General features: G+C 41.3%; 12 protein-coding genes. 1 reads left to right on the top strand and 11 read right to left on the bottom strand.

What is annotated here, in order from left to right; translation table 11 throughout:
- Positions 1-32 precede the first annotated feature (32 nt).
- From BacF7301_RS05390 to BacF7301_RS05370, 5 genes are read right to left on the bottom strand one after another with little or no spacing between them, the layout of a single operon-like run.
- Entirely contained in the window at positions 33-2621 is a 2589-nt protein-coding gene (locus BacF7301_RS05390) for a hypothetical protein (RefSeq protein WP_209319505.1), read from the bottom strand.
- Between the two features lie 45 nt (positions 2622-2666).
- A complete protein-coding gene (locus BacF7301_RS05385; RefSeq protein ID WP_167960920.1) occupies positions 2667-3911 on the bottom strand; it encodes a DUF4302 domain-containing protein in 1245 nt (414 codons plus the stop codon).
- Positions 3912-3915: 4 nt separating this feature from the next.
- Positions 3916-4797: a zinc-binding metallopeptidase gene (locus tag BacF7301_RS05380; RefSeq protein WP_167960918.1), complete on the bottom strand. Its 882-nt coding sequence runs from the start codon at positions 4795-4797 to the stop codon at positions 3916-3918.
- A 15-nt stretch (positions 4798-4812) separates the two neighbouring features.
- Positions 4813-6384: a RagB/SusD family nutrient uptake outer membrane protein gene (locus BacF7301_RS05375; RefSeq protein WP_167960916.1), complete on the bottom strand. Its 1572-nt coding sequence runs from the start codon at positions 6382-6384 to the stop codon at positions 4813-4815.
- A gap of 15 nt (positions 6385-6399) precedes the next feature.
- Positions 6400-9534 carry a SusC/RagA family TonB-linked outer membrane protein gene (locus BacF7301_RS05370; protein WP_256380257.1) on the bottom strand — a complete coding sequence of 1045 codons (3135 nt, stop codon included), beginning with the start codon at positions 9532-9534 and terminating at the stop codon, positions 6400-6402.
- A gap of 435 nt (positions 9535-9969) precedes the next feature.
- On the opposite strand from BacF7301_RS05370, the gene BacF7301_RS05365 reads away from it, so the two are divergent.
- Positions 9970-10191 carry a carboxypeptidase-like regulatory domain-containing protein gene (locus BacF7301_RS05365; protein WP_167960912.1) on the top strand — a complete coding sequence of 74 codons (222 nt, stop codon included), beginning with the start codon at positions 9970-9972 and terminating at the stop codon, positions 10189-10191.
- Between the two features lie 1200 nt (positions 10192-11391).
- Here BacF7301_RS05365 and BacF7301_RS05360 read toward each other — a convergent pair.
- The 6 genes from BacF7301_RS05360 to BacF7301_RS05335 all read right to left on the bottom strand — a co-directional run bounded on the left by BacF7301_RS05360 (position 11392) and on the right by BacF7301_RS05335 (position 21231).
- Positions 11392-12705, bottom strand: a complete 1314-nt coding sequence (locus BacF7301_RS05360) for an ATP-binding protein (RefSeq protein ID WP_245208364.1) — start codon at positions 12703-12705, stop codon at positions 11392-11394.
- 571 nt (positions 12706-13276) lie between these two features.
- On the bottom strand, positions 13277-14341 hold the full coding sequence (locus BacF7301_RS05355; RefSeq protein WP_167960910.1) for a BACON domain-containing protein: 1065 nt from the start codon (positions 14339-14341) through the stop codon (positions 13277-13279).
- Positions 14342-14357: 16 nt separating this feature from the next.
- On the bottom strand, positions 14358-15659 hold the full coding sequence (locus BacF7301_RS05350; protein WP_167960908.1) for a DUF4302 domain-containing protein: 1302 nt from the start codon (positions 15657-15659) through the stop codon (positions 14358-14360).
- Between the two features lie 16 nt (positions 15660-15675).
- On the bottom strand, positions 15676-16545 hold the full coding sequence (locus BacF7301_RS05345; RefSeq protein WP_245208362.1) for a zinc-binding metallopeptidase: 870 nt from the start codon (positions 16543-16545) through the stop codon (positions 15676-15678).
- A 28-nt stretch (positions 16546-16573) separates the two neighbouring features.
- The gene (locus tag BacF7301_RS05340) at positions 16574-18076 is read right to left on the bottom strand and encodes a RagB/SusD family nutrient uptake outer membrane protein (RefSeq protein ID WP_167960904.1); all 1503 of its coding nucleotides are present in this window, start codon (positions 18074-18076) and stop codon (positions 16574-16576) included.
- A 14-nt stretch (positions 18077-18090) separates the two neighbouring features.
- Positions 18091-21231 carry a SusC/RagA family TonB-linked outer membrane protein gene (locus BacF7301_RS05335; protein WP_167967112.1) on the bottom strand — a complete coding sequence of 1047 codons (3141 nt, stop codon included), beginning with the start codon at positions 21229-21231 and terminating at the stop codon, positions 18091-18093.
- Positions 21232-21723: the final 492 nt, after the last annotated feature.

Below are 21723 nucleotides of genomic sequence, written 5' to 3'. Positions count from 1 at the left end.
GTGCATCCCTTAATTCTATTTACAACCTGTCACTAGCGCTTCTTAAGCATCTTGGAGTGCTGTTCGGACGCTTTCTTCTGAACATTCTCTTTCAAGAGTACAGACGATTTGATAGTAGCCTTCGGCATCAACGGCAATACACCGTTCTTAGTCCAAGGCAGGCTTGTACGCATGAAACGGTTGCCCTTACGGACAGCACCGGCTTTTTTGCCATTATTAACCGCCAATTTGGATGCTTTCGCCGTAGTCGTCGGTTCGCTCCAGCCTTTCGTCAGCTTGATAGGAGAAGTTGTCTGTGTAACAAAAGTGTAGTAATTGCCCATCGTGTAGTAAACAGGAGAAGGATAACACATTGTCCCGTCAGCTTCAATACCTCCAATGGTAATCGTGTTCTTATCTTCGGACACAGTGACCGGGAAACTGCCTGTAGGAGCGTTGTTATAATTAGCGGAATTATATCCCCGGAGATAAACATCATACATCTGCCATGCAGAAACCGGAGCAATACGGCTTTCATCAGTCACCAGTTCCATCTTATCTTTGCCATTCGCGTCCTTGCTGATTTCGAAGAACAATTTCGGGCCATAATCGAAGAACAGTTCCTCCGTATCATAAGCGGAATAATCAAGATAGCAGAATAAATCCCAGGAACTCTTATATTCATGAGCCATATCAAATCCCAGACCTACCAGGCGGTTCTGACCTCTGTATTTGCCCGCATATCGTGTAGCTTCCGATTTATAATCTTCAAACAGTTCGGCCACCTTTGTTCCCGCATAAGACGCAGCTTCCGAGTCGCTTTGTCCCTCCTTGAGAGCACTTTCCTTGAAGTAATTGAAAAGGGCGTCATAGTCTTTGCCGGAGTTGAAAGAAGAAGGTCCCTGATCCGGTTCTCCGGCAAGAGTGACTTTAAAGGATACATCCTTATCATACTCCCCTGTATAATCACTCCACTTCGCATGATAAGTAGCTGTCCAGTCTCCCTTCAGATCATCAAACAATGAAGATTCCACCCGTGCCTTGTCCTGTTCGGGCAAAGAGGAAGATGTACCTTCGTACACAGCCATCTTCTCATCATCATTGAAAGAAGCCACCAGCATCATCGATTCCGTATTTTCCCAGGAAGTGAAACTGATGTCATACCCTGCGTCACTATTGATAGCATCAATAACGTCCGCTTCTTTCACATATTGACCGTAAGATTGCATCAATACTTCTTTTGTAGTGCCCGAATTCAGCATAGGAGCCCATTCTTTCATATAGTTCATCAGATATTTGATATACGAACAATCCTTGCCCGGGGCTTTAATATTAAACCATACCATCCATGGGCTGTGATCCGGGTCTACTTTAGAAGTAATCTCCAGTTTTGCTTCCGGTTTCGTAGATTCAAGCGGGGTGAAATCTACGATTTGAATACTTTGTACGCTGTAATCGTCAGTATACGTACCCACAACAATCAGTTTATATTTCTTTCCTTTCTCGAAAGGGAGATAATCAGGGTGGGTAGACATTTCCAAGGGATCAGTATACATATCACTGCCGGTCAGCATAAAGGTAGGCATACCTCTCTCACCACACAAGGTGACATAATAATCATATTCCTCCTGCGACATTGCATTAACTGCATATTTAACGACACTTTCATCCGGCACAAGGGCAAAAGTTGCCGAGCGCTCCGTTATTTTCACCGTTTCAATGGAAATTTTGCCTTCAATCAACGTAGAGCCACCATAAACATATTGCTTGGCATATATGCCATTAAAAGTAGCTCCCTCGTCCGAACACACCTCTGTATAACCATCTTCCAACGGTGGAGTGACAGAGCGGGTGCTTTTCAACAGTTCTCCTTCACCTCCATCCCCAAAGTCGTATTCGCACAATACATTGCCTTCTTCATCACATTCCGCCACTAATATAACGTTAGGATAACCGGGCAGAACCTGAATAGCCATATCCCCTTCATCCGGATTCTCCTCCAGATATTCACCGTCTACCAGATTAATGGTCTTAGGACCTTTATACAGTTCCCCATATGACACATAATCGCCATCAGTCAGCCCAAACTGATCCTTTTGAGCCTGATACATATCCCTGCGTCCGAAAGAAAACTTATAATAAGTATTTTCCGGAACCTCCACATGCACTTTAATACTGTAAGGTTTCGTATCTATCACCGTGATACGGCGTGTATAGGCAGGCGTAGTGATTACCTGTGACTTCAATACATATTCCTTATCAGCCTTAAAAGCAAAGAACACCGTATAAGTCTTGTTTCCCTCCAAACCGTAAATCGTGACACTGTTGTCACCATCCTTGAGTGCATTAATCCCGCTACCGTCTTCTCCTGTAGCGCCGGCATAAATCACTTCTCCGGCAGGAGAATCCTTTTTCTCTCCTTCCGCCACCTGATACGCATATGATTCCACGCCGTTGGCTTTCAAGTTGAAAGTAGCAGATGTAGCATATACCGCACTTCCCTCATCTCCATTTATGGAAGAGATTTCTACCGATGGTCCCTCAGTGGTAGTTCCACCACCCACGTCCTTCAAGTTATCGTCGTCCGAACATCCACAGAAGACGGACATCATTGCTAAAAACAAAAATGAATACTTTTTCATAAACTTATCATTGAGTTATTAATAAAAAAAGTGATACTGCCACTTTTATTGTTTCACCATCTTAGTAATATATGGGATCCGGATTAGAGGCTGCCCTGCAACCAGGTCAAAGATTATCATCGAATTCACCTCTTCGCCCCACACTCCGTTATCTTTAAAAGTAATCAGCCCATTGCTGCCGTTGATTCCCACCAGTCCTACGCCATTGGTCGTAGAGATGTTGCCGCTACCCGTTTGCGGATCTATCGCCCATGGCAATAACGCCACAGAAGAAGTCAGCATCTGGGTGAGAATACTGATTCTACCATACACACTATCATAGGGTATCAGAAATTCGTAATCCTCAAATCCCTTCATTACCAGATACAGAGCGAAAGGGTTGCCACTGTCAAAACGCTCAAGGGTAACTGTAACAGTTTGAACGGGACTGCTATAATAGAAAGTATAAGTACCGGTCAAGTCATCTATCAGCCTATATCCTGCCGGCTTGACTGCCTTCATGGTTATGTCACCGCTCACGTATGCCTGCCGGCTATTGTCCCATGCGAGATTCTGCATTTGAGTAGTGCCCAGTTCGACAGGTTCATAAAACTTGATGCCGTCTGCGGTATATACAAACGGAAGGTTTTCTTGTGTTCCGTCCTCATGTGTCAATACAAAACGATGATATTCCTGCTCAACAGTATATTCCGTCTCCCCGCCCATCTGCACATCATACATGCCTAAATACGCTTCTTTTGCAACTTGCTGAACTTCACTCAGGTATCGTTGCCATGTCTTGTCTTCGGGCAGGGGAGTCATCAACATTTTGACACCTGTTTTCTTGCCTTTCAATACCACCTTATCCGCGGTACATTCCAAAATCAGGAACTCATAATCTCCCTCCATTCCTTTCCCGTCATCACCGATGCCGAATATATTGGAAGGTTCGGAGAACAAATGGAAAACCTCATTATACGTATCGAAAGTCAATGTAGGCCCCGTGCTCTGTTTCACCGCATACATACTTTGCGCGACCTTGTCTGCGCTAAACATATCGCATGCGGCTTTTGCATTTCCCTCCTCATCAAAGGACAGCAGAATAGTGAATCCGCCATACATCTTTGTCGCAGAAGGATAATATTCCAGCATCCAGCCGTTCGGAGCACCCTGCAACACCTTTAAATCCTCCTCTATAGCCTTATTAATACGCTCGGATGCCGTTTCACTGAATACATCATCCACTTCGGGACTGCATGACGCAAAAGCAAGAAGGACAAGAACTATACAGAAATTATATAAATACTTCATAACCTCAATCATTTAAGTTTTCCAAATCTAAATCCAACACCTCTGAAGAGCGGCGCTGCACAATATCTCTTAACGAGTCCAAATTGATATTCCAAGTTTCTTGCATATAGGTGCGTGCCAATTCCAGTTTCTGCTGAATATAAGTAGCTCCGTCACCCGCAATAATAATCTGCTTATTCCACCAGGCTGCATCATGAGTCACATAATTAGCGATTGTCTCTGCAAAGTCCTCATGCACTTCACTGCCACCGTAAGGAGTGATAAATCCTCTCTTCAGTGCCGCCTCATCTGTAACGTTCACCCAACCGCTTCCCAGGTATTTGCCTGTTGATATTTCATAAAACTCCTGTGGAAATTCGATAGTCTGGTGCAGAATATGGGAAAACTCATGATGCATAGTCTTGAAATACCAGAAGTTCAAGTCCTCGATTACCGGATTCTTAGGATCCAGATTGTTCACATTATACAAAGTCACCTTCAGTCCGCCTTCCGCAGTCCCCAGTGTGATTTGTCCTTCCTCATAGGCCGGGGAACCGACCAGGTGAATCATTTTCGGACCGTATGTGCAAATAAATTCACTATTGTCATCCATTACTTCTATATAGGAATCAATCCATAAAAACTTGACCAGCTTGGCAATAGCCACCGACTTGCCATATTCGGAAGGAACCAGATTATAATCGTGATCGGACTCATGATCTTCCAGCCGGTATTTAAAATCAATGTTATATGGATATACATAGTTTTTTAACAACCAGTTGTCAAACTCTTTTTTTTGCTGTTCCGTACCGGTAAATATGCTCCGGTCGTCCATACTATCTTCACTACAGGAGCTTATGCCGCAAATAAAGAATAGCATCAAAGTCATATATTTCAAGTGTTTCATATCTTCAACCGTTTTTTAATTGTTTCTTGGATTAGGCCGCATCCCCGCATTGATTACATCTTGCGGCAACTGAATAGCCCGCCTGGGGTCATCTTTTGTCAATACGACAGGCGTATCGTTATCCCTGTTGTGAGAGAACTCAATTCCATAACGTTTCAGGTCATACCATCGCAGCCCTTCCTGCAACCCGGTCAAGCGCCGCAACTGGAGAATCAATTGAATCAGGTTTTCTTGTGTACCCGCAGTAACTGCAAACCCTTCCGGATTCAACGTTTTCTTTACACTTCTTTGCTGCCGGGAAGTGATGAGCGCAGGCGCATAACGGAGACTCCTGTAAAATGTCCTCAACTCAGTCAGGGTCAGGTCGGAACCGTCATCCTGGCTGATGACACTGTTATACTTTATCCACGTATTAATATCTTTCAGCGCCTGGGCATAATTCTGTTGCAAGGCATACGCTTCGGCACGGCAGAGAAGAGTCTCGTCTGCGCTGAACACTACAGACACCATGTGGTCATAGCCGATTCCACTCGTTTTGTCGGTGTACTCAAAATAGTCGATTATCTTGGGAAACGGATTCTTTTGCTGAATACTTACGATAATATTACTCATCACCAGTCCTCCGCGCCAGTTCCACGGACCGTTAGACTGAATCGTTTCTACGGCATAAACATCCATCCCATGCCCATAGCGCTTATAAATATCATAAGGCCCGACAATTATCGGCCAAAGTGAATAACTGGCGTTTAACATCAGATTGGCCGCTTTCTTCTCCGAAATATATTGGTTAGCTACATCGTCCACCTGACTAAGCGCGCCGAAATCTTCCTCCCAGTGACGGATCATTGTTTCAGGATTTGCTCCGAGCACCTTATCCGCATATTCAATCACTTTATCCCACTTCTGATAATAAAGAAAGAAACGCGCGGCGAAAGCATTAGCCGCTTTCTTATTGAAATGATATTTGGGCACGCTGTAAATCACGTCGTTCACCAATGGCAAACCTTCTTCAATATCTTTTTCTATCCATGCATACGTTTGGGCGAGCGTTCCGCGTTCGTGCACAACGATTACTTCTTCTTCCGGTTCCATAGGATAAGGTACACCCAGTTGCTGTTCCGCCGTTAGCGGGTTATAAGGCATACAGAAGATGTTGGCTAACAAAAAATGCGCAAAGGCACGACATAGCAACGCTTCTCCTTTTTGAGGATTCAGGCTGGCAGGGTCACCCAGTTCCCGGATGCTCCGCAGTGCCTGGTTGGCCGAAGCTACCGCTTTATAGCATGATTCCCACAAAGCGTAAGGGCTATCATAACTGGCATCCGTCGGTTCTTCCCACAGATAAGCATCTTCCTGTAGTTGCGTATCGTCAAACCGGATACCGTTATCCATCATATTGTCGGAAGACAGTTCCGCCAACAGGAACGGAGAGTAGTTAGGATAAGCGGAAACCAGCAATGAAGTAATCTTACTGGCATTATCCACCTCTGTCCGGTTATCGGAAACCGTATCTAGAAAATCACTACATGATGATGCAAATACTGTGAATACAGCCATCAAGAATACAGTTAATTTATTATTCTTCATAATGTTATCCTCTTTTTAAATTCCTAATCGTAAAGTCAATGTAAACTGTTTCGCCATAGGCACAGCTACTCCACCGGTATTGAAAAACTCCGGGTCCTGGCCGTTGAGCTTGTCATCCGCATAAATCAGGAAAAGATTGGTAGCCTGAAGTTTCAGAGAGGCAGTAGACAGTTTCAAGCGGTTTATCCACGTCTTCGGGAAGTCATACGACAGTGAAATCTCTTTCATCCGGATGAAGTCTCCCTTAGCCACACGCTCCGTAGAATAATTGTAGGCATTGTAAGCGCGGCTCAACTGGCTATCCTTCGTATTCATACGCCTGTCGGCAATGGAAGGTATGGTAGTGTACTGTTCATTTCCCGATGTCATCCAACGGTTCTTGAATTCTTTCGGAGTGGCGTCCAGGTCGGAATACTTATTGTGAAAAGCCGGGTCGAGACGGATTACGTTACCGAAAGAATACGTAATGAACACATTCAGCTTGAATCCTTTATACGCAAACACGTTGCCGAAACTTCCGGTAATAGTGGGATCGGTAGAGCCCTCGTATATCAGATGGGATTTCTTGTCACGCTTCTGGAAATTAACATCACTCGTAGTGACCTCGCCCGACTCGTTGATAAACGTAGGCACTCCTTCCTCATTCAGCCCTTGAAAATCCATGGAGAAAAGACTCCGCACCGGATAGCCCTGCAACGCAAAGCCGCCACCGGTAATCATCTCCATCACCGTAGAGTTAGTCTGTAGATCCGTTACCTTATTCTTTGCTTTCGAAAATATGAAGTCGGTATTCCACTTGAAATCTTTAGTAACAATATTACGTGTCGAAAGCGTAAATTCAACGCCATGTGATCTCATGCTCGCCATATTGGCATATTTACTGATTTGTCCCCCCGCTCCCGGTGTGTTCACAATACCTATCAAATCATAGTTATTCCGCTTGTACCAGTCGAAAGCAAGATTGATACGGTTCTCCAGGAAACCCATATCAGCGCCTATATTGATCTCGTGCTTCTTTTCGTAAGTAAGCCCGCTGTTTTGTATTTCATAAATCTGCAGGCCGGATTCCCCTACACCCGCACTCGGACGCCAGATATTATAACTATTGATAATAGCCAGAGAGTTGCTGACATTGGCAGGCCCCCTGTCAGCCGTCAGTGAATAGGAAGCTTTCAGCGTCAGGTTGGACAATGTGGGACGAAGGCTTTCAAACCATTGCTCTTCGTGCATATTCCATGCACCGGAAACGTTCCATGTAGGCAGCCAGCGTGCGGAACGGCTCTTACCGAGTTTATTCGAACCTTCGTAACGGATAGTGCCATTCACAGTGTACTTGCCCTTATAAGAGTAAGTGGCTGTTCCAAAAAAGGCGACCTCACGGGAGCGAGTTTCATCTACCGTATAATAGGCGGTGTTCTGTTCATTCCCCTGCTTGAAGAAAAGGTAATCGTAGGCTGCGAGCATCCCCATATCATATTGCATGCCCACTCCGTTGAACCAGGTCTTGTTCCTGTCCGTACTGTTCACTTCCATACCGCCGAAAACGTTCAGGATATGGTCTTCGTTGAAGACATCATTATAGCTTACCGTTCCGCGGAAGTCGAAGCTGTTCATGGCATATTTTGTCTCGCGGTAAAAACCACCGACAGGCAATACCGTCTCCGGCAGTGTGTTTACCTTGCCCGGATCAGTGTACAGCCAGGGGTTCGCTTTTTGCATCGTCGCATCATCCATTGCCCGGAATGCCCATGCCTGATTCGAATTATCCTTCACGTAATGATCCTGCGTAGTGGTTGAATATTTATAAGCTCCCAAAGCAGACAGTTCCACCTTCCGGGCAGGTTTCCATTTCAGTTCCGCCTGAAACTTCATGTCAACCACATGGAGATCCATATAATTATTCTCCAATTCATTAAAGATATTGAAGGGGGCATAATTGCGCACATAATATTCATTGGGATCCAGCGTACGCGAAGTGTTCAACGCATAAGAATAAGGATTAATATCAAAGTCACGCTTCACTTCCCCGCTTACCGGATCAGACTGTGAACCCAGTGTTCCCGGCGCTTCCTGTTTACGATATGACGCGTTTCCCAACAGATTCAAAGAAACATGCCGTGAAATATTATAAAGCGCATTGATATTCGCTGTATATCGGGATACTTTGTTCCGTTTCGCCCACCCCGGATCACTCATGACACTAAGGGAAGTATAATAGGAAGCCTTCTCCGTTCCGGTAGACATGCTGACTGCATGATTCTGTGATACACTGTTGCTGAATAACAAATCGAACCAGTCGGTATTGTTATACTCCGCCTGTGCAAGGTAAGCCGCACGCGCTTCCGGAGTGTTCGCCAGACCATAAGTGCCGTTAGTCGCATCATATTGATTGACAAGATGATACATTTTCCCGTAAATGCCACTATTGGCAGCACGATAAGAGTCGGAAAAATTCAAATAACCGGCCGCCTCCATATCTCTGTACACACTCATTTGTTCTTGAGAATTCATGATATTGAAGTTCCTGTATTTAGGTTTCATACGCATCGTAAACTCTCCGGTATAACTGATTTTATTAGTTCCCGCCTTTCCCTTCTTGGTAGTGACAACAATGACACCTGCCATAGCACGAGCCCCATAGATGGAAGTAGCCGAACCGTCCTTCAAGATTTGGAAACTTTCAATATCATCCGCATTCAAACCGGCAATAGCCGAACTGATCAGTGTCTCCGCATTACCGGAAGAAAGATCGTCGGCCCCAACTTCCGTCACATCTTCCATGATAACCCCATCTACTACCCATAAAGGCTTAGAGCTGCCATAAATGGAAGTAGCGCCACGTACACGTATCTTCGGAGCCGTGCCGAATGTCCCGGAGACATTTTGTACCGATACACCCGCTGCCCTTCCTTCAAGAGCACGACTGACATCAGCAAGACCGTCTATCTTCGCGTTCTCTGCGGATATTTTCGTAGTTGCTCCCGTAAATAGCCGTTTGTCCATTTTCTGCATACCAGTCACCACAACTTCATCCAACACTTCGGAATCCGGCTGCATGACGACTTTTATTATGCCGCTTTTGATAGGTACCTCCTGGGTTTTCATCCCTATAAAGGAGATTTTCAAAGTTCGTACAGAACTTATATTCACTATTATTTTTTTAAAGCAGAAACAGTAGGAGTAGGGTAACCTGGCAGAAAAGGAGAATGTTCATAAACAAGAAATATTTATGTACATATAAATTACACGTATAAGCATTAGGCATTTTTGCTAATAATAGTTAATAGACTGATTAGTTAATGAGAAATTCCACTTAATATACATTTATTTAAAACAGCCATATTTGGATAACATTATTATTAAATAAACGGATATAAGCAAAACATATAAACATATATATCAAGCCTTTTAATATCAATATGCCAGAATAGAAAATCAAAATAAATCATATTGTTTATACAAATATTTTTTTCATTTTTCTAGTACTTTTATTTTGATTTTGCGATTAAATGTTTATTTTTGCAAAATGTTAGAGAAAAAAAACAACTATTCTCCAATTTCCTAAATTAGAATGAGAAAGTATTTATGAAAAAAAAACTAACGCTGTTATTAGCCTGCCTACTATGTGGAATTGGCTTGGTGATTGCTCAGACACCTAAAAATATAACAGGTATTGTTATCTCAGAAGAGGATAATCAGCCTGTTGTAGGAGCATCTATATTAATTAAAGGTACAACTGTTGGTACAACTACAGACATCAATGGAAAGTTCACAATCAGCAATGTACCAAGTTCTGTACGAACTTAATATCTAATTGTAATTTATTACTACATTCACAGCACATATATTTTCATATATATTGACTAATAAGCACATATAAAGAAACACTAAGACAAGCAATAATCCCACTTTTATATACTTAATACAAGGGAAAAAGATTATTTCTTTATTATAATTAACCACCGTGCTACTATACACGAAGCCTATGATACTGGATTGGAAATAATAAATATTCGACGCATCAATAACTTGTCTCTTGTTTTTCTATTATAAATAGTTATTTTTCTACCCAAAAAGCCATAACCAATAGTACTAGTTCCAGAAGAGGTTGAAAAACATCATTCCAGTATGATTATTAACTCTAAATTGTGCAGGTTTCATTCAAATCCGTACTGAAATGAATGAAAATTTGTTTTCAATTACTGATTCGTATAAGTAGAACATGAACTTTTGAACCATAAATTTCACCTGTTTCACCTTATCTCTGAAACATCGATGAATAAGGAGATAGCGGGTGAAAGCGTAGAAAAAATCAAGGTAAAATCACCCGTTATCGCTTTCACCTTTCAAATTATTTATACCGATTGCTGAACATATAGAGCCACCGTACTGAATATATAGATTCAATGCGGTGAGTATATAGATACAATGTGGTGAATATATAGATCTACCAACTCAAGTGTTAATAGATGAAAGTCAAGGTATTAACACCTGACATCCAAGCTATTAACACCTAATGGATTATCTATTAATACCTGACAGTGGATTTGCTATAAGCATATTTTCATTAGCTATAATGATATCCGGATTAGCTATAATGATATTGGTTTAAGCTCAAGGGATATTTTGAAAAGACAAGTTGAAACCGATAATGTTCTGTTTTACCTGAATTTGCCACTTGCTTTCACCCGCTATCTCCTTATTTATCGGCATTTCGACAATCAGGTGAAACCGATGAACAGCAATGATCTTATAGTGACATTTATGATACTTTATTGATTAAGAAAGAGGTCAGTTACGCAGTATTCCGCTATCGAATGATTCAGAACTACGCAGTTTTGCTCATATCCGCATCAAATAAGAATATATCCCACCATAGGTTAACACAGATATAATCCATCTCTCTGCTTCTAAATATCAATGCGACAAAGACTTTATACCCTCTATATCTCAATACTGATATTCTACCGAAGTAATTTCATTGACGAAAAGAAACAAGGGGTATCTTCATTCCAACATCCATTTCCAAGCAGGAAGTACACGAATCAGCATATCTTGCTCGTTCCATTCTGCTTCTGTTTCCATCGTAATAATAGTAAGTTCCCGACAGCCTGTTACCTTGGCTGCTTCCAGCAAACCATCTATTTCTCGCTTGCGAGTCTCTTCATCACTCATCTGATAGCTTACTTGAATTAATCGCGTCACTTTATCAAATTCAGTAACTACAAAATCACATTCTTTCTTTCCCTTATAATAATGCAGTTCTTCCTGAATCCTCAAACTCCTTCTTAAATGAAGAAAAACAGCATTTTCCAAGAGTTTTCCGTTATCTTCACTCTGCGGGTTTAGAAGCACGGAACGCAAGCCGTTATCAATACAATAATATTTTTTATCCCCCGTATTCTCCTTCACAAGTGACGGTTCATATTTCGTCAGGGAAAAGAAAAGATAAATAGACTCTGTCTGCACAATTACATCATACAACGTGTTCTTACCGATACTGACTCCCTGCGACTTCAATTCATTATAAATACGGTTGATGGAAGTAGGTTTAGTCAGGTTACTCATCACTCTCTTAATGAAATAGCGTATCGGTTCCGGATTCTTTATCTCATATCTCTCCACAAGATCTTTGTAAAGCATCACAAAGAAATACTCTTGCAAAATTCGATCTTTATATAAAGGAGCCGCCAGTACAACTTCCGGGAAACCACCACCGTGTAAATACACTTTAAATGCGTTAACAAGTTTGGCGCGACTCTCGGGTACATAACGATTTGTATCAATTCCGGTAAAGTCGCAGAACTCATTGAATGACAACGGAAATTCTTCATATTGCAATGTCCGCCCACGCAAAGAGGTTGCCAACTCAGAAGAAAGCATCCGTGAATTACTTCCTGTAAGAAAAATATGCCTGCATTCCTGTTCATAAACCCGCCGTACAAAGGGTTGCCAATCATCTGCCATTTGTACCTCATCAAAGAACATATATACATCTTTCAACGAAATTGCAGGATAAAGCTCCCGATAAGCCTGAAGAATCTCATCCAAATTATCGGCATTCATTTTCAAGCGCTCATCATCGAAATTCAGGAATAATATTTGCTCTTTCGTTACAATCTGTTCACGAATAAGTTGGTTTATAGCTAACAGGAAAAGAGAAGACTTACCACATCTTCTCACACCGGGCACTGTTATAATCTTCCCGCTATCGACAGGTATAGAGAATTCACGAGGACAAACCTCTACCGGCAATGATGCCTGAAATCCCGCAATTAGTTGTTTTAGTAATTCTTTCTTTCCCATAAAGACAATAATCATAAATTCTTTCTTTCCCAGAAAGACAAAATTAGAAAAAAGTTTCTTTCTTACAAAGAAAGTTTTCTAATTCTTTAAAACCGGAACTTAAAATAACGTTTAGTAATCTTTTTAAGTCGAGAAAACATATGAGTTATTAGATTATGAACTTCGAAAGTATTTCGAGAATAATATACGAAAACCTATCCTATTTTTCCGAACACCAAAAAAGAAGGCACATTTTCATTCAAATGTACCTTCTCACAAAAGTTAAACTAAGCCATACAGTTCAAAAGAGAGTATCTCTTAGAAATATTCAACAAATAGTCCAATATTAGATAAAAGTTATAGATATCTTATATTTTACTTTATAAGCAAAGCAAGAATGACCTGAAGCAGTATTTACATACCCATAACTATAATTTTGATCCTCGTACTCTAATTCTACCTTATGATTAAATGCTGATGAGAAAAAAACAAAATCTGTTTCATAATCATAATAATTAATTTTAGGTTTAATATCAAAACTGTTTTATCAAGACTAATAGAGAGTAGCTGCCAAACAACCACTTACTACACATTCTTCTTTTATGAATTATTTATGAATTAATACTATATCTGTCATAGCACCCCAATTCTTCACTATTTTACCGTCCTTAACACAGGCATAATAAAATCCATCTACGGTGAGACTACCATCATTCGACCATATACCATTATCACCAAATGTCAGTTCCAACTGATTTTCAGCATTGAGAGCTAATGGAGCGATATATTGCAAATCATCACTAAGAGCTATATTTCCCTTTTTACAATATGCATACATGTACAGTGGAACTTGACCGTAATCCGTAACAGTCATATATCCCAAGAACTGGCTTCCCATTGGAAAAGCTAGCTTTCCATCCGTATAAAGAGCCTTTCCAGGTAAACCATTAGCATTTGTAATAGGGACTCCCGACAGGTAGCGTACATCATATGTATCAGGCGTATTTGTTATATCAAGCCTACACACTCCCTCCTGAGTTCCATTATCCCGAATATATCGGATGACATATTCACCAGCCAGAGGTAATTGCTGAAAAACACCTGTCCATTTTACATTACCGATAGCTACAGTGACTGTAGCAGTTCTTGGCTCTGCCAAATTATAAGGTCCCGAAGCAACCTTCACTCGAATTTTGCCATTACTATCATCCGTAAAAGTTAGCCAACCATCTCCGCCCCCAGAAGAAACAGTATAATTCCGATGTGTATTCACCTCAAAATCAACAGTTCCTCCTAACAAAGAAAATCTATGCTCCCCTTCTATATTACAATCTGCCATATCACCCATTTGAGTAATATTTACTTGGCATTTTTCATTACCTGTACTAATTACAATTAGCCCATTCCGTGCCCCAACATTCAAATTAGGTGAAACTGTCAGATTCAGAGTCGTTCCTGAAACAGATATTGTACACCACGAGACATTGGACACTGCTTCAAAAACCTGTGTCGTTTCCAATATAATGGTTCCACTTCCGCCTTCGGAAGAGTATTCAACATCAGATTTGACTACCTTTAAGGCACTAACTGATGAGGTATCATCACTATCACTACATCCTGCATATAGGACAAGTAATACTACAGCTACCAATATGTTTAAAATCTTATTCATAATTCAACTCTTATTATTAATCCTTTATCATTGTAAAACCACCCCTATATCGTGATTGTCCCCAATCCTTATATTCAGAACTTGAACCTTCTGTAGGATATTTCCATAGTATAAATGAATTCCACTCAGTCTTACCACTCCACGTACCATTATTCTTTATCCATTCAATAGTTGTTTTCCCAGCATCCGCTTTTGGTTCTCCAATCAACCTGTAAGACGTATTACCAGAAAGACTGGTACTGTCAAAAGCATCCCATGCACAAAGCCAAATCCGAGTCCCGTCACCCATCGTTTGCAATAATTGTGAAGGCCATTCTATTCTTCCCAACCTATAATTATAATACAGCATCACAGTGAAATTTGCGTTCAAGCCTTTCATATAGAAAGAATCATCCTTAAACTTCTTCGAGATTTGAATATTGTATGTATTATTATCATAATCTGTCATTTTCCAAGAACCGATAAAATCATTGAAATGCATATATCCTTCGGGCAACGCAGCAGGTTTTATTTTCAGACTCTCCATTCCCTCATCGACACAATTATATGATTGGGTAGCTGCATCATAAACAAAATTCTGAACTTTCTTGCCTAACACTTCTACCGGCTCATATAGCTTAAGCCCCGTATCAGTAATGAGATATGGCCACTTCTGCTCAACAGCCGTTTCTTCAGCAGCAGGTAACATTACAGTAAAATTACGTTCCTGCATAAAAGCAGTTTGCGATTCTCCTGCAATTTCAACAGTATAATAAACGGCAAACATCTTTTGCGAAATACTGACCGACTTGGTTAAAACATCTACCCCAGGACTAGTCAAACGGGTCATTCTAACCATATTTTTTGTTTTCTTACCCCGAAGGATTATTTCATTCTCCGTATGCGAACGGAGCAAGAACTCATAATCACCTTCATAACCCTTACCTGAACCACCTGCTTCGTCCGTAATATCAGGATCGGAGAAATAGCTAAACAAAGCATTGTAAGAATCAAAATTCAGTGTAGGTCCCATGTCTTTCTTAATAGAATAAAGACTCTCTGCAGTCTCCTGAGGTTTTCCAAAAGCATCCGTCGAAACAATAACTTTATCTCCTCCTTCAAATTTCATCACATATAAATATCCACCATAACTCCGACTGGGAGAAGGATAATACTCCATCAACCATCCATATTCAGCACTCTGTAACAAAGCCTGATACTCTTGAACAGCTTGTTCCACGCGTTGGGCTACAGGCGTATCATATACATCATCCACATCTTGTACACATGAAGAACAGACTACAGTGAACACCAGTAAAGTATAAATTAGTTTTTTCATATTTCAACATCTGTTTTTAGTAAATATGGTCTAAATCAAGTTCGCTTATCTCATTAGTACGCCGAGCAATCACTTTGCGGAGTTGATCAATATCCACTTGCCAGGCATCTATCATATATTTCTTTACCGAAGCTAGTTTCTGCTCTATAATTCCCCTTCCTTTTTCGCCAGCCAAATCCATGACTTCGTTCCATTGTTCTTTCGGATAGGTCAGATAACAGGCAGTCACCTCAGCAATATCCTCACTTGGCTTACTACCGGCATAAGGTGTGATAAAACCCAAAGGAGCAACTTCCGGCAGTTTTCGGTTCTGCCATCCCGTAGGCGTATAATTACCAGCACTAATCTTGTCATACTCTACCGGATAATTTTTTTTCTGATGAAGAATATGGGCAAATTCATGATGCATCACCTTAAAATAATACTCGTTCATACGGTCTATGTTCGTCAAGTCAAGCCAATTACCCATATACAAAGTAACTTTCAACCCACCTTCAGCAGTTCCCAAAGTTATCGTTCCTTTATCCCATGATGCAGAACCTATGACATGAATCACTTTCGGAGCACACGTACGAGTAAAGGCAACTCCACCTACTTCATCATAAGCCTCAAGCCAACAATGCTTTACTATTTTGGCCAACTTGACACTTAACCAGAAATCCGCGGGAACAAGATTGTGGGTATAATCGGACTCAATATGATCCATCCGATATTTAAAGTCAATATTATAGGGATTGATATAATTCTCAAGCAACCAACGGTCAAACTCACTCCGTTCTTGCTCAGACACATCAAAAATACTTTGATCTTTCAAATCATCCTCCTGACAGGCAAAGAAACTACTACCTATCAGAATACAAAATAAATATATATACCAGTTTTTCATAATCAATTCTTTTTTGTCTAACATTGAACTATCTTGGATTAGGCTGCATACCTGCTTCTACAACAGACGCCGGAATTTGAACAGCTTTACGAAGGTCGTGGGCTTTCAGCACAATAGGAGATTCGTTCTCAATATTATGAGCAATCTCAATACCGAAACGCTTGATATCCTGCCATCTCTCCCCCTCGTGCACTGTCTCGATACGACGGGCATGAATGACTGCCTTCAGCAGATTTGTCTGCAGACCTGTCTCCAAAGCAAACTTGGGATCGAGCGGTTTACCATTAGTTGTGGGATCCGCTGTCTCATAGAAAAGATTCAGTTCATCTTTATCGGGTACTTTGGTAGCCGCCTTGATACGATACCAATACTGTAAATCGGTCACTGCCTTATCATATTGACCAGAAAGTACATAAGCTTCGGCACGATTCAGCAATGTCTTGTCTGTAGTAAAGGCAAAAGCGACCTGACGTCCATAATAACTACCTGTAATGGCATTGGCAATCTCCTGAAACTGATCCATTTTGGGAACAAAGATAGACTGGTCACCATATCCTAAAACTGTTTTATATACTTCCAAACTTCCATAAGGACCTTTTGACCAGATAGTCTGTTTCTCACAAATCTCACGGCTATGCCCGTAGCGATACGCTGATTTATAATTGCTTCCCCACCATGACATCGTTTGTTGCAACATCAGATTGGCAGGTTCGTCACTGCTAATGTATGCCAGCGTATATTCCATAGAACTAGGAAATTGAGCATATCCTCCCATATTTCTCAACACAGATGACGGGTCTTCTCCAATAGCCTCCGTAGCATAACGAATCACCTTGTCAAATTTGTTATAGAACAAATTAAACTGTGCGGCAAAAGCGTAAGCTGCATTATGATTGAAATGATATAAAGGAATATCATAAGCCTCAGAATTAATCAATGGCAATCCTTCTTCAATATCTTTATCAATCATAACATACGTCTCCGCCAACGTACCGCGCTTATATTGCACACCTACGTTTGTTTCGGGAGCAGTGATATAAGGTACCCCCAAATTGGTATCTGCATCATCTCCATAAGCCAAACAGAATATTTTGGCTAAAACAAAATGGGCATAGGCACGGCACATCAGGGCTTCCCCCTTATAAGGCTGCGCATCCTCCGGATCTCCCAGTTCTTCAATCGCCTGCAATGCCTGGTTAGCAGCAGCAATCGCACTATAACATCCATTCCACAGATATCTTGGTGTATCTTGATTAATGTCAGTCATTTCTTCCCAATAGTAACCTTGCATCAGTATATTAGAGGGAAAACCATATTTTTCTCCATTATCCATACGGTTGTCCGACATAAATTCCTCCATTTGTATGGATGAAGCTGTAGAATAGGCAGACATCAGCAAATCTTTCACTTTTCTCACAGAGTTCAATTCCGTACGCTGGTCGGGCATGGTATCCAGATAACTTTCACATGAAGTAATCATGCACGTCAACGCGAGTGCCAGTAATAGTATTATTTTATTTCTTGTTTTCATATGCTTTCAACTATTTAAAATCCAACTTTCAATGTCAAAGTAAACTGCTTGGGCACAGGGGCCGACACGCCGCCGGAACGGAAGAATTCGGGGTCTTGCCCATTCAATTTCGAATCTGCATAAAGCAGGGCAAGGTTCGTACCCTGTATCTTCAATCCGACACTACTGATAGGGGTAGACTTCAGCCATTCTTTCGGAAAATCATAGGAAAGCGAGACCTCTTTCAAGCGGACGAAAGCACCACTGGCAATGCGTGCAGTAGAATAATTATACGAGTTGTAGGCAATACTCAGATTCGCATACTGTTTGCGTTCAAAAGAGCTGGTCATTACGGGGATGTCCGTCACATTTTCGTCACCCGGCAATACCCAACGGTTCTTGAAATCTTTTGGAGTGGCATCCAAGTCACTATACGAGGAACGGAACATCGGGTCCAGACGAACCTTGTTACCACCGGAATAAGTGACAAATACATTTAAGCGGAAATTTTTATAGGTGAAGATATTACCAATACTTCCCGTTATAGTCGGGTCGGTAGGACCTTCATATTTAAGGAAATCCACATCTGTCGATTGTTGCAGGTTCAGACTGCCATAGTTTGCTTTTGTAACAGTTTGACCATTAAAACTGAATATCGGAAAGCCGTCTGAATCCAATCCTTCGAACGGAATAGAGAACAAACCACGCACCGGATAGCCTTCACGGGCAAAACCTACACCGGAGATCAAGTCGAATACACGCGAACGTGACTTGAAATCGGTTACTTCTGTCTTATTGTATCCGAATATGAAATCGGTAGACCATTGGAAGTTACGGCTTTCGATGTTGCGGGTAGAGAGAGTAAATTCAAAACCACGAGACTTCATAGAAGCCACGTTTGCCATACGTTCTACCGAACCGCCGACGCCCTGGGTTGTGATAGCGCCAATCAAATCATAATTGTCACGTTTGTACCATGCAGCTTCAAAATTGATGCGGTTATCAAGAAATCCCATATCCAAACCGATATTCAATTCATGCTTCTTTTCATAAGTCAGGTCACTGTTCTCAGGATCTACAATCTTCAATCCCGACTCTGAAACACCTGCCGACGGACGCCAAGGGGTGTAGCTATTAATAATAATCTTGGAGTTTGACACATTGCTCGGACCTACGTCAGCCGTCAGACTATACGATGCTTTCAACGTAAAATGAGATAAGGCCGGTTCTAGTTTCTTGAAAAATTCCTCTTCATGCATATTCCATGCACCAGCAATATTCCAGGTAGGCAACCAACGGGCAGAACGGGATTTGCCCAAACGGTTGGAGCCTTCATAGCGGCCTGTGCCTGTAATGATATACCGTCCCTTATACGAATAAGTGGCAGTTCCGAAGAAAGCTACGTTACGTTTTTTGGTATTAGTAAGGTCATAATAGTTTGTATTACCTTCGCGCAATTTCTTGAAAGCAAGGTAGTCAAAGAAAGGAATTTCACCGTTTTCATACTGCATACCCCAGCCGTCAAAGCTATTTGCCGTACGATTCTGAGCATTCGATTCCATACCTGCATAAACATTGACAATATGCGTATCATTAAACACATCATTATATGAAGCAGCAGCACGGAAGTCATAGCTCAGCATCTTATATTGCGCTGTATTATAGAAACCTCCTTTAGGCAAAATAGATACCGGAAGCGCATAAGGATCATCCGGATCCTTATACAACCATGAGTTACGATTAATAATCGTGCCATCTCCCATAGCCCGGTATGCTAATGCCTGATTTGAGTTTTCGCGTATTTTGTGTTCTTGTGATGTGGCGGAATACTTCAAGGCCCCTAAAGCGCTCAATTCCAGTTTCCGGAAAAGTTTCCACTTCAATTCTGCCTGAAACTTCAAATCAATCACGTCCAAAGAGATATTGTTGGCATTCAGTTCGTTGAAAATATTAAAATCAGAATAGTTGCGCATATAATACTGATCCGGGTCAAGGGTTCTGGAAGTGTTCAGAGCGTAACTATAAGGATTGATATCAAATCCACGGCTTACTGTGCCGGAAGCCGCATCGGAACTCTGTCCCAATGTTCCCGGAGCTTTCTGCTGACGATAAGAAGCATTGGCAATCACGTTGAGCGACAAGTCTTTGACTATCTTATAACTATTATTCAGATTAGCCGTGTATCGTTGCACCTTATTTTGCAACATCCAGCCGGGATCGACCATGGCACTCACTGAGACATAAGAAGTGGATTTCTCCGTACCGGTAGCATAACTGACGGAGTGATTCATCATAATGGCATTACTGAAAAGCAAATCGAACCAATCCGTATTTCTATATTCTGCTTCGCGCAGATAAGCATTCTGTGCTTCGGGAGTTTGAGCAAGGCCATACATTCCGTTGGTTTTGTCATACCAGTTATTCAACTGATACATTTTACCATACACACCACTATTGGAAGCACGATACACACTGGCAAAGTTCAAATCACCCTTATCACGCATTTCTTTATAAATCCCCATTTGGTCCTGAGAATTCATCAGGTTAAAATTACGGTAAGACGGCTTCATGCGCATAGTAAACTCACCCGTATAACTCAATCTGCTCGTACCTGCCTTACCCTGCTTAGTGGTAACAACAATCACGCCTGACATTGCACGCGCTCCGTAAATAGAAGTTGCCGAACCGTCTTTCAATATCTGGAAACTCTCAATGTCATCTGCATTAAGTCCCGCAATAGCCGAACTAATCAAAGTAACTGCATCTCCCGAAGATAATTGATCGGCACTGACTTCTACGACATCGTCCATAATAACACCATCTACTACCCACAATGGTTTGGAGTTACCGTAAATTGACGTGGCACCACGAACCCTGATTTTAGGAGCTGTACCAAAGGTACCGGATACGTTTTGAACAGATACGCCGGCAGACCGACCTTCCAATCCACGACTAATATCAGGCAGACCATCCAGTTTTACACTTGCCGCTGTCAAACGGTCGGCCGCACCAGTAAAAAGACGCTTGTCTACTTTTGTCATACCTGTAACCACGACTTCGTCCAGCACTTCGGCATCCGGCTGCATAACGATTTTCATCGTTCCCGGTTTAATGGAGACTTCTTGCGCTTTCATCCCAATGTAACTGATTTTCAAAGTTCTAGCAGAACTTAATATTAAAGAATATTTATTTTACAGATTCGGGAATAATTGTCAATAAATCCACTAGGATGGCAAACTGTCAAAATGATATTTACCCCTCTTCTGTTTGCAAATATTCCGGCATAAGGTGCAGGATGTAGAGTAAAAACACAAGGAATTAAAGATAGAAAAATGCATGATTCATATTAAATGCCGGTTATTATATCAATAAAACAAAAATAATCTGTTTAATGTATGAAAAAACAATGCAGATTCTTCAGTGCTCTTTATATTTGTCAGTCTCGTCCTATCCTACTCTTCTCTATATCGGATGTTTATAGCGATATTATATGTTATCCAGAATTGCATTTACACCACATAATGATAGTTATATTCCATTTTTGCTATCATTCTAAATCCTTTTGGGCTTAACTGCCTATTCCTATATTTAGGGAAATGTGTTCAAAGAACCAAACAACTGGCTTATAAATTAACTTGCAAGCCAGTTGATATTTTTTTTATTATTTT

Source organism: Bacteroides faecium (assembly GCF_012113595.1).
Taxonomy (GTDB): Bacteria; Bacteroidota; Bacteroidia; order Bacteroidales; family Bacteroidaceae; genus Bacteroides; species Bacteroides faecium.
This window is presented reverse-complemented; position numbering and strand designations above follow the sequence as displayed.

Excerpts from the sequence above, each read along its gene's own strand:
- BacF7301_RS05340 (WP_167960904.1), bottom strand. The coding sequence starts at position 18,076 with ATGAAAACAAGAAATAAAATAATACTATTACTGGCACTCGCGTTGACG.
- BacF7301_RS05375 (WP_167960916.1), bottom strand. The coding sequence starts at position 6,384 with ATGAAGAATAATAAATTAACTGTATTCTTGATGGCTGTATTCACAGTA.
- BacF7301_RS05360 (WP_245208364.1), bottom strand. The coding sequence starts at position 12,705 with ATGATTATTGTCTTTATGGGAAAGAAAGAATTACTAAAACAACTAATT.
- BacF7301_RS05355 (WP_167960910.1), bottom strand. The coding sequence starts at position 14,341 with ATGAATAAGATTTTAAACATATTGGTAGCTGTAGTATTACTTGTCCTA.
- BacF7301_RS05385 (WP_167960920.1), bottom strand. The coding sequence starts at position 3,911 with ATGAAGTATTTATATAATTTCTGTATAGTTCTTGTCCTTCTTGCTTTT.
- BacF7301_RS05350 (WP_167960908.1), bottom strand. The coding sequence starts at position 15,659 with ATGAAAAAACTAATTTATACTTTACTGGTGTTCACTGTAGTCTGTTCT.
- BacF7301_RS05345 (WP_245208362.1), bottom strand. The coding sequence starts at position 16,545 with ATGAAAAACTGGTATATATATTTATTTTGTATTCTGATAGGTAGTAGT.
- BacF7301_RS05365 (WP_167960912.1), top strand. The coding sequence starts at position 9,970 with ATGAAAAAAAAACTAACGCTGTTATTAGCCTGCCTACTATGTGGAATT.
- BacF7301_RS05390 (WP_209319505.1), bottom strand. The coding sequence starts at position 2,621 with ATGAAAAAGTATTCATTTTTGTTTTTAGCAATGATGTCCGTCTTCTGT.
- BacF7301_RS05380 (WP_167960918.1), bottom strand. The coding sequence starts at position 4,797 with ATGAAACACTTGAAATATATGACTTTGATGCTATTCTTTATTTGCGGC.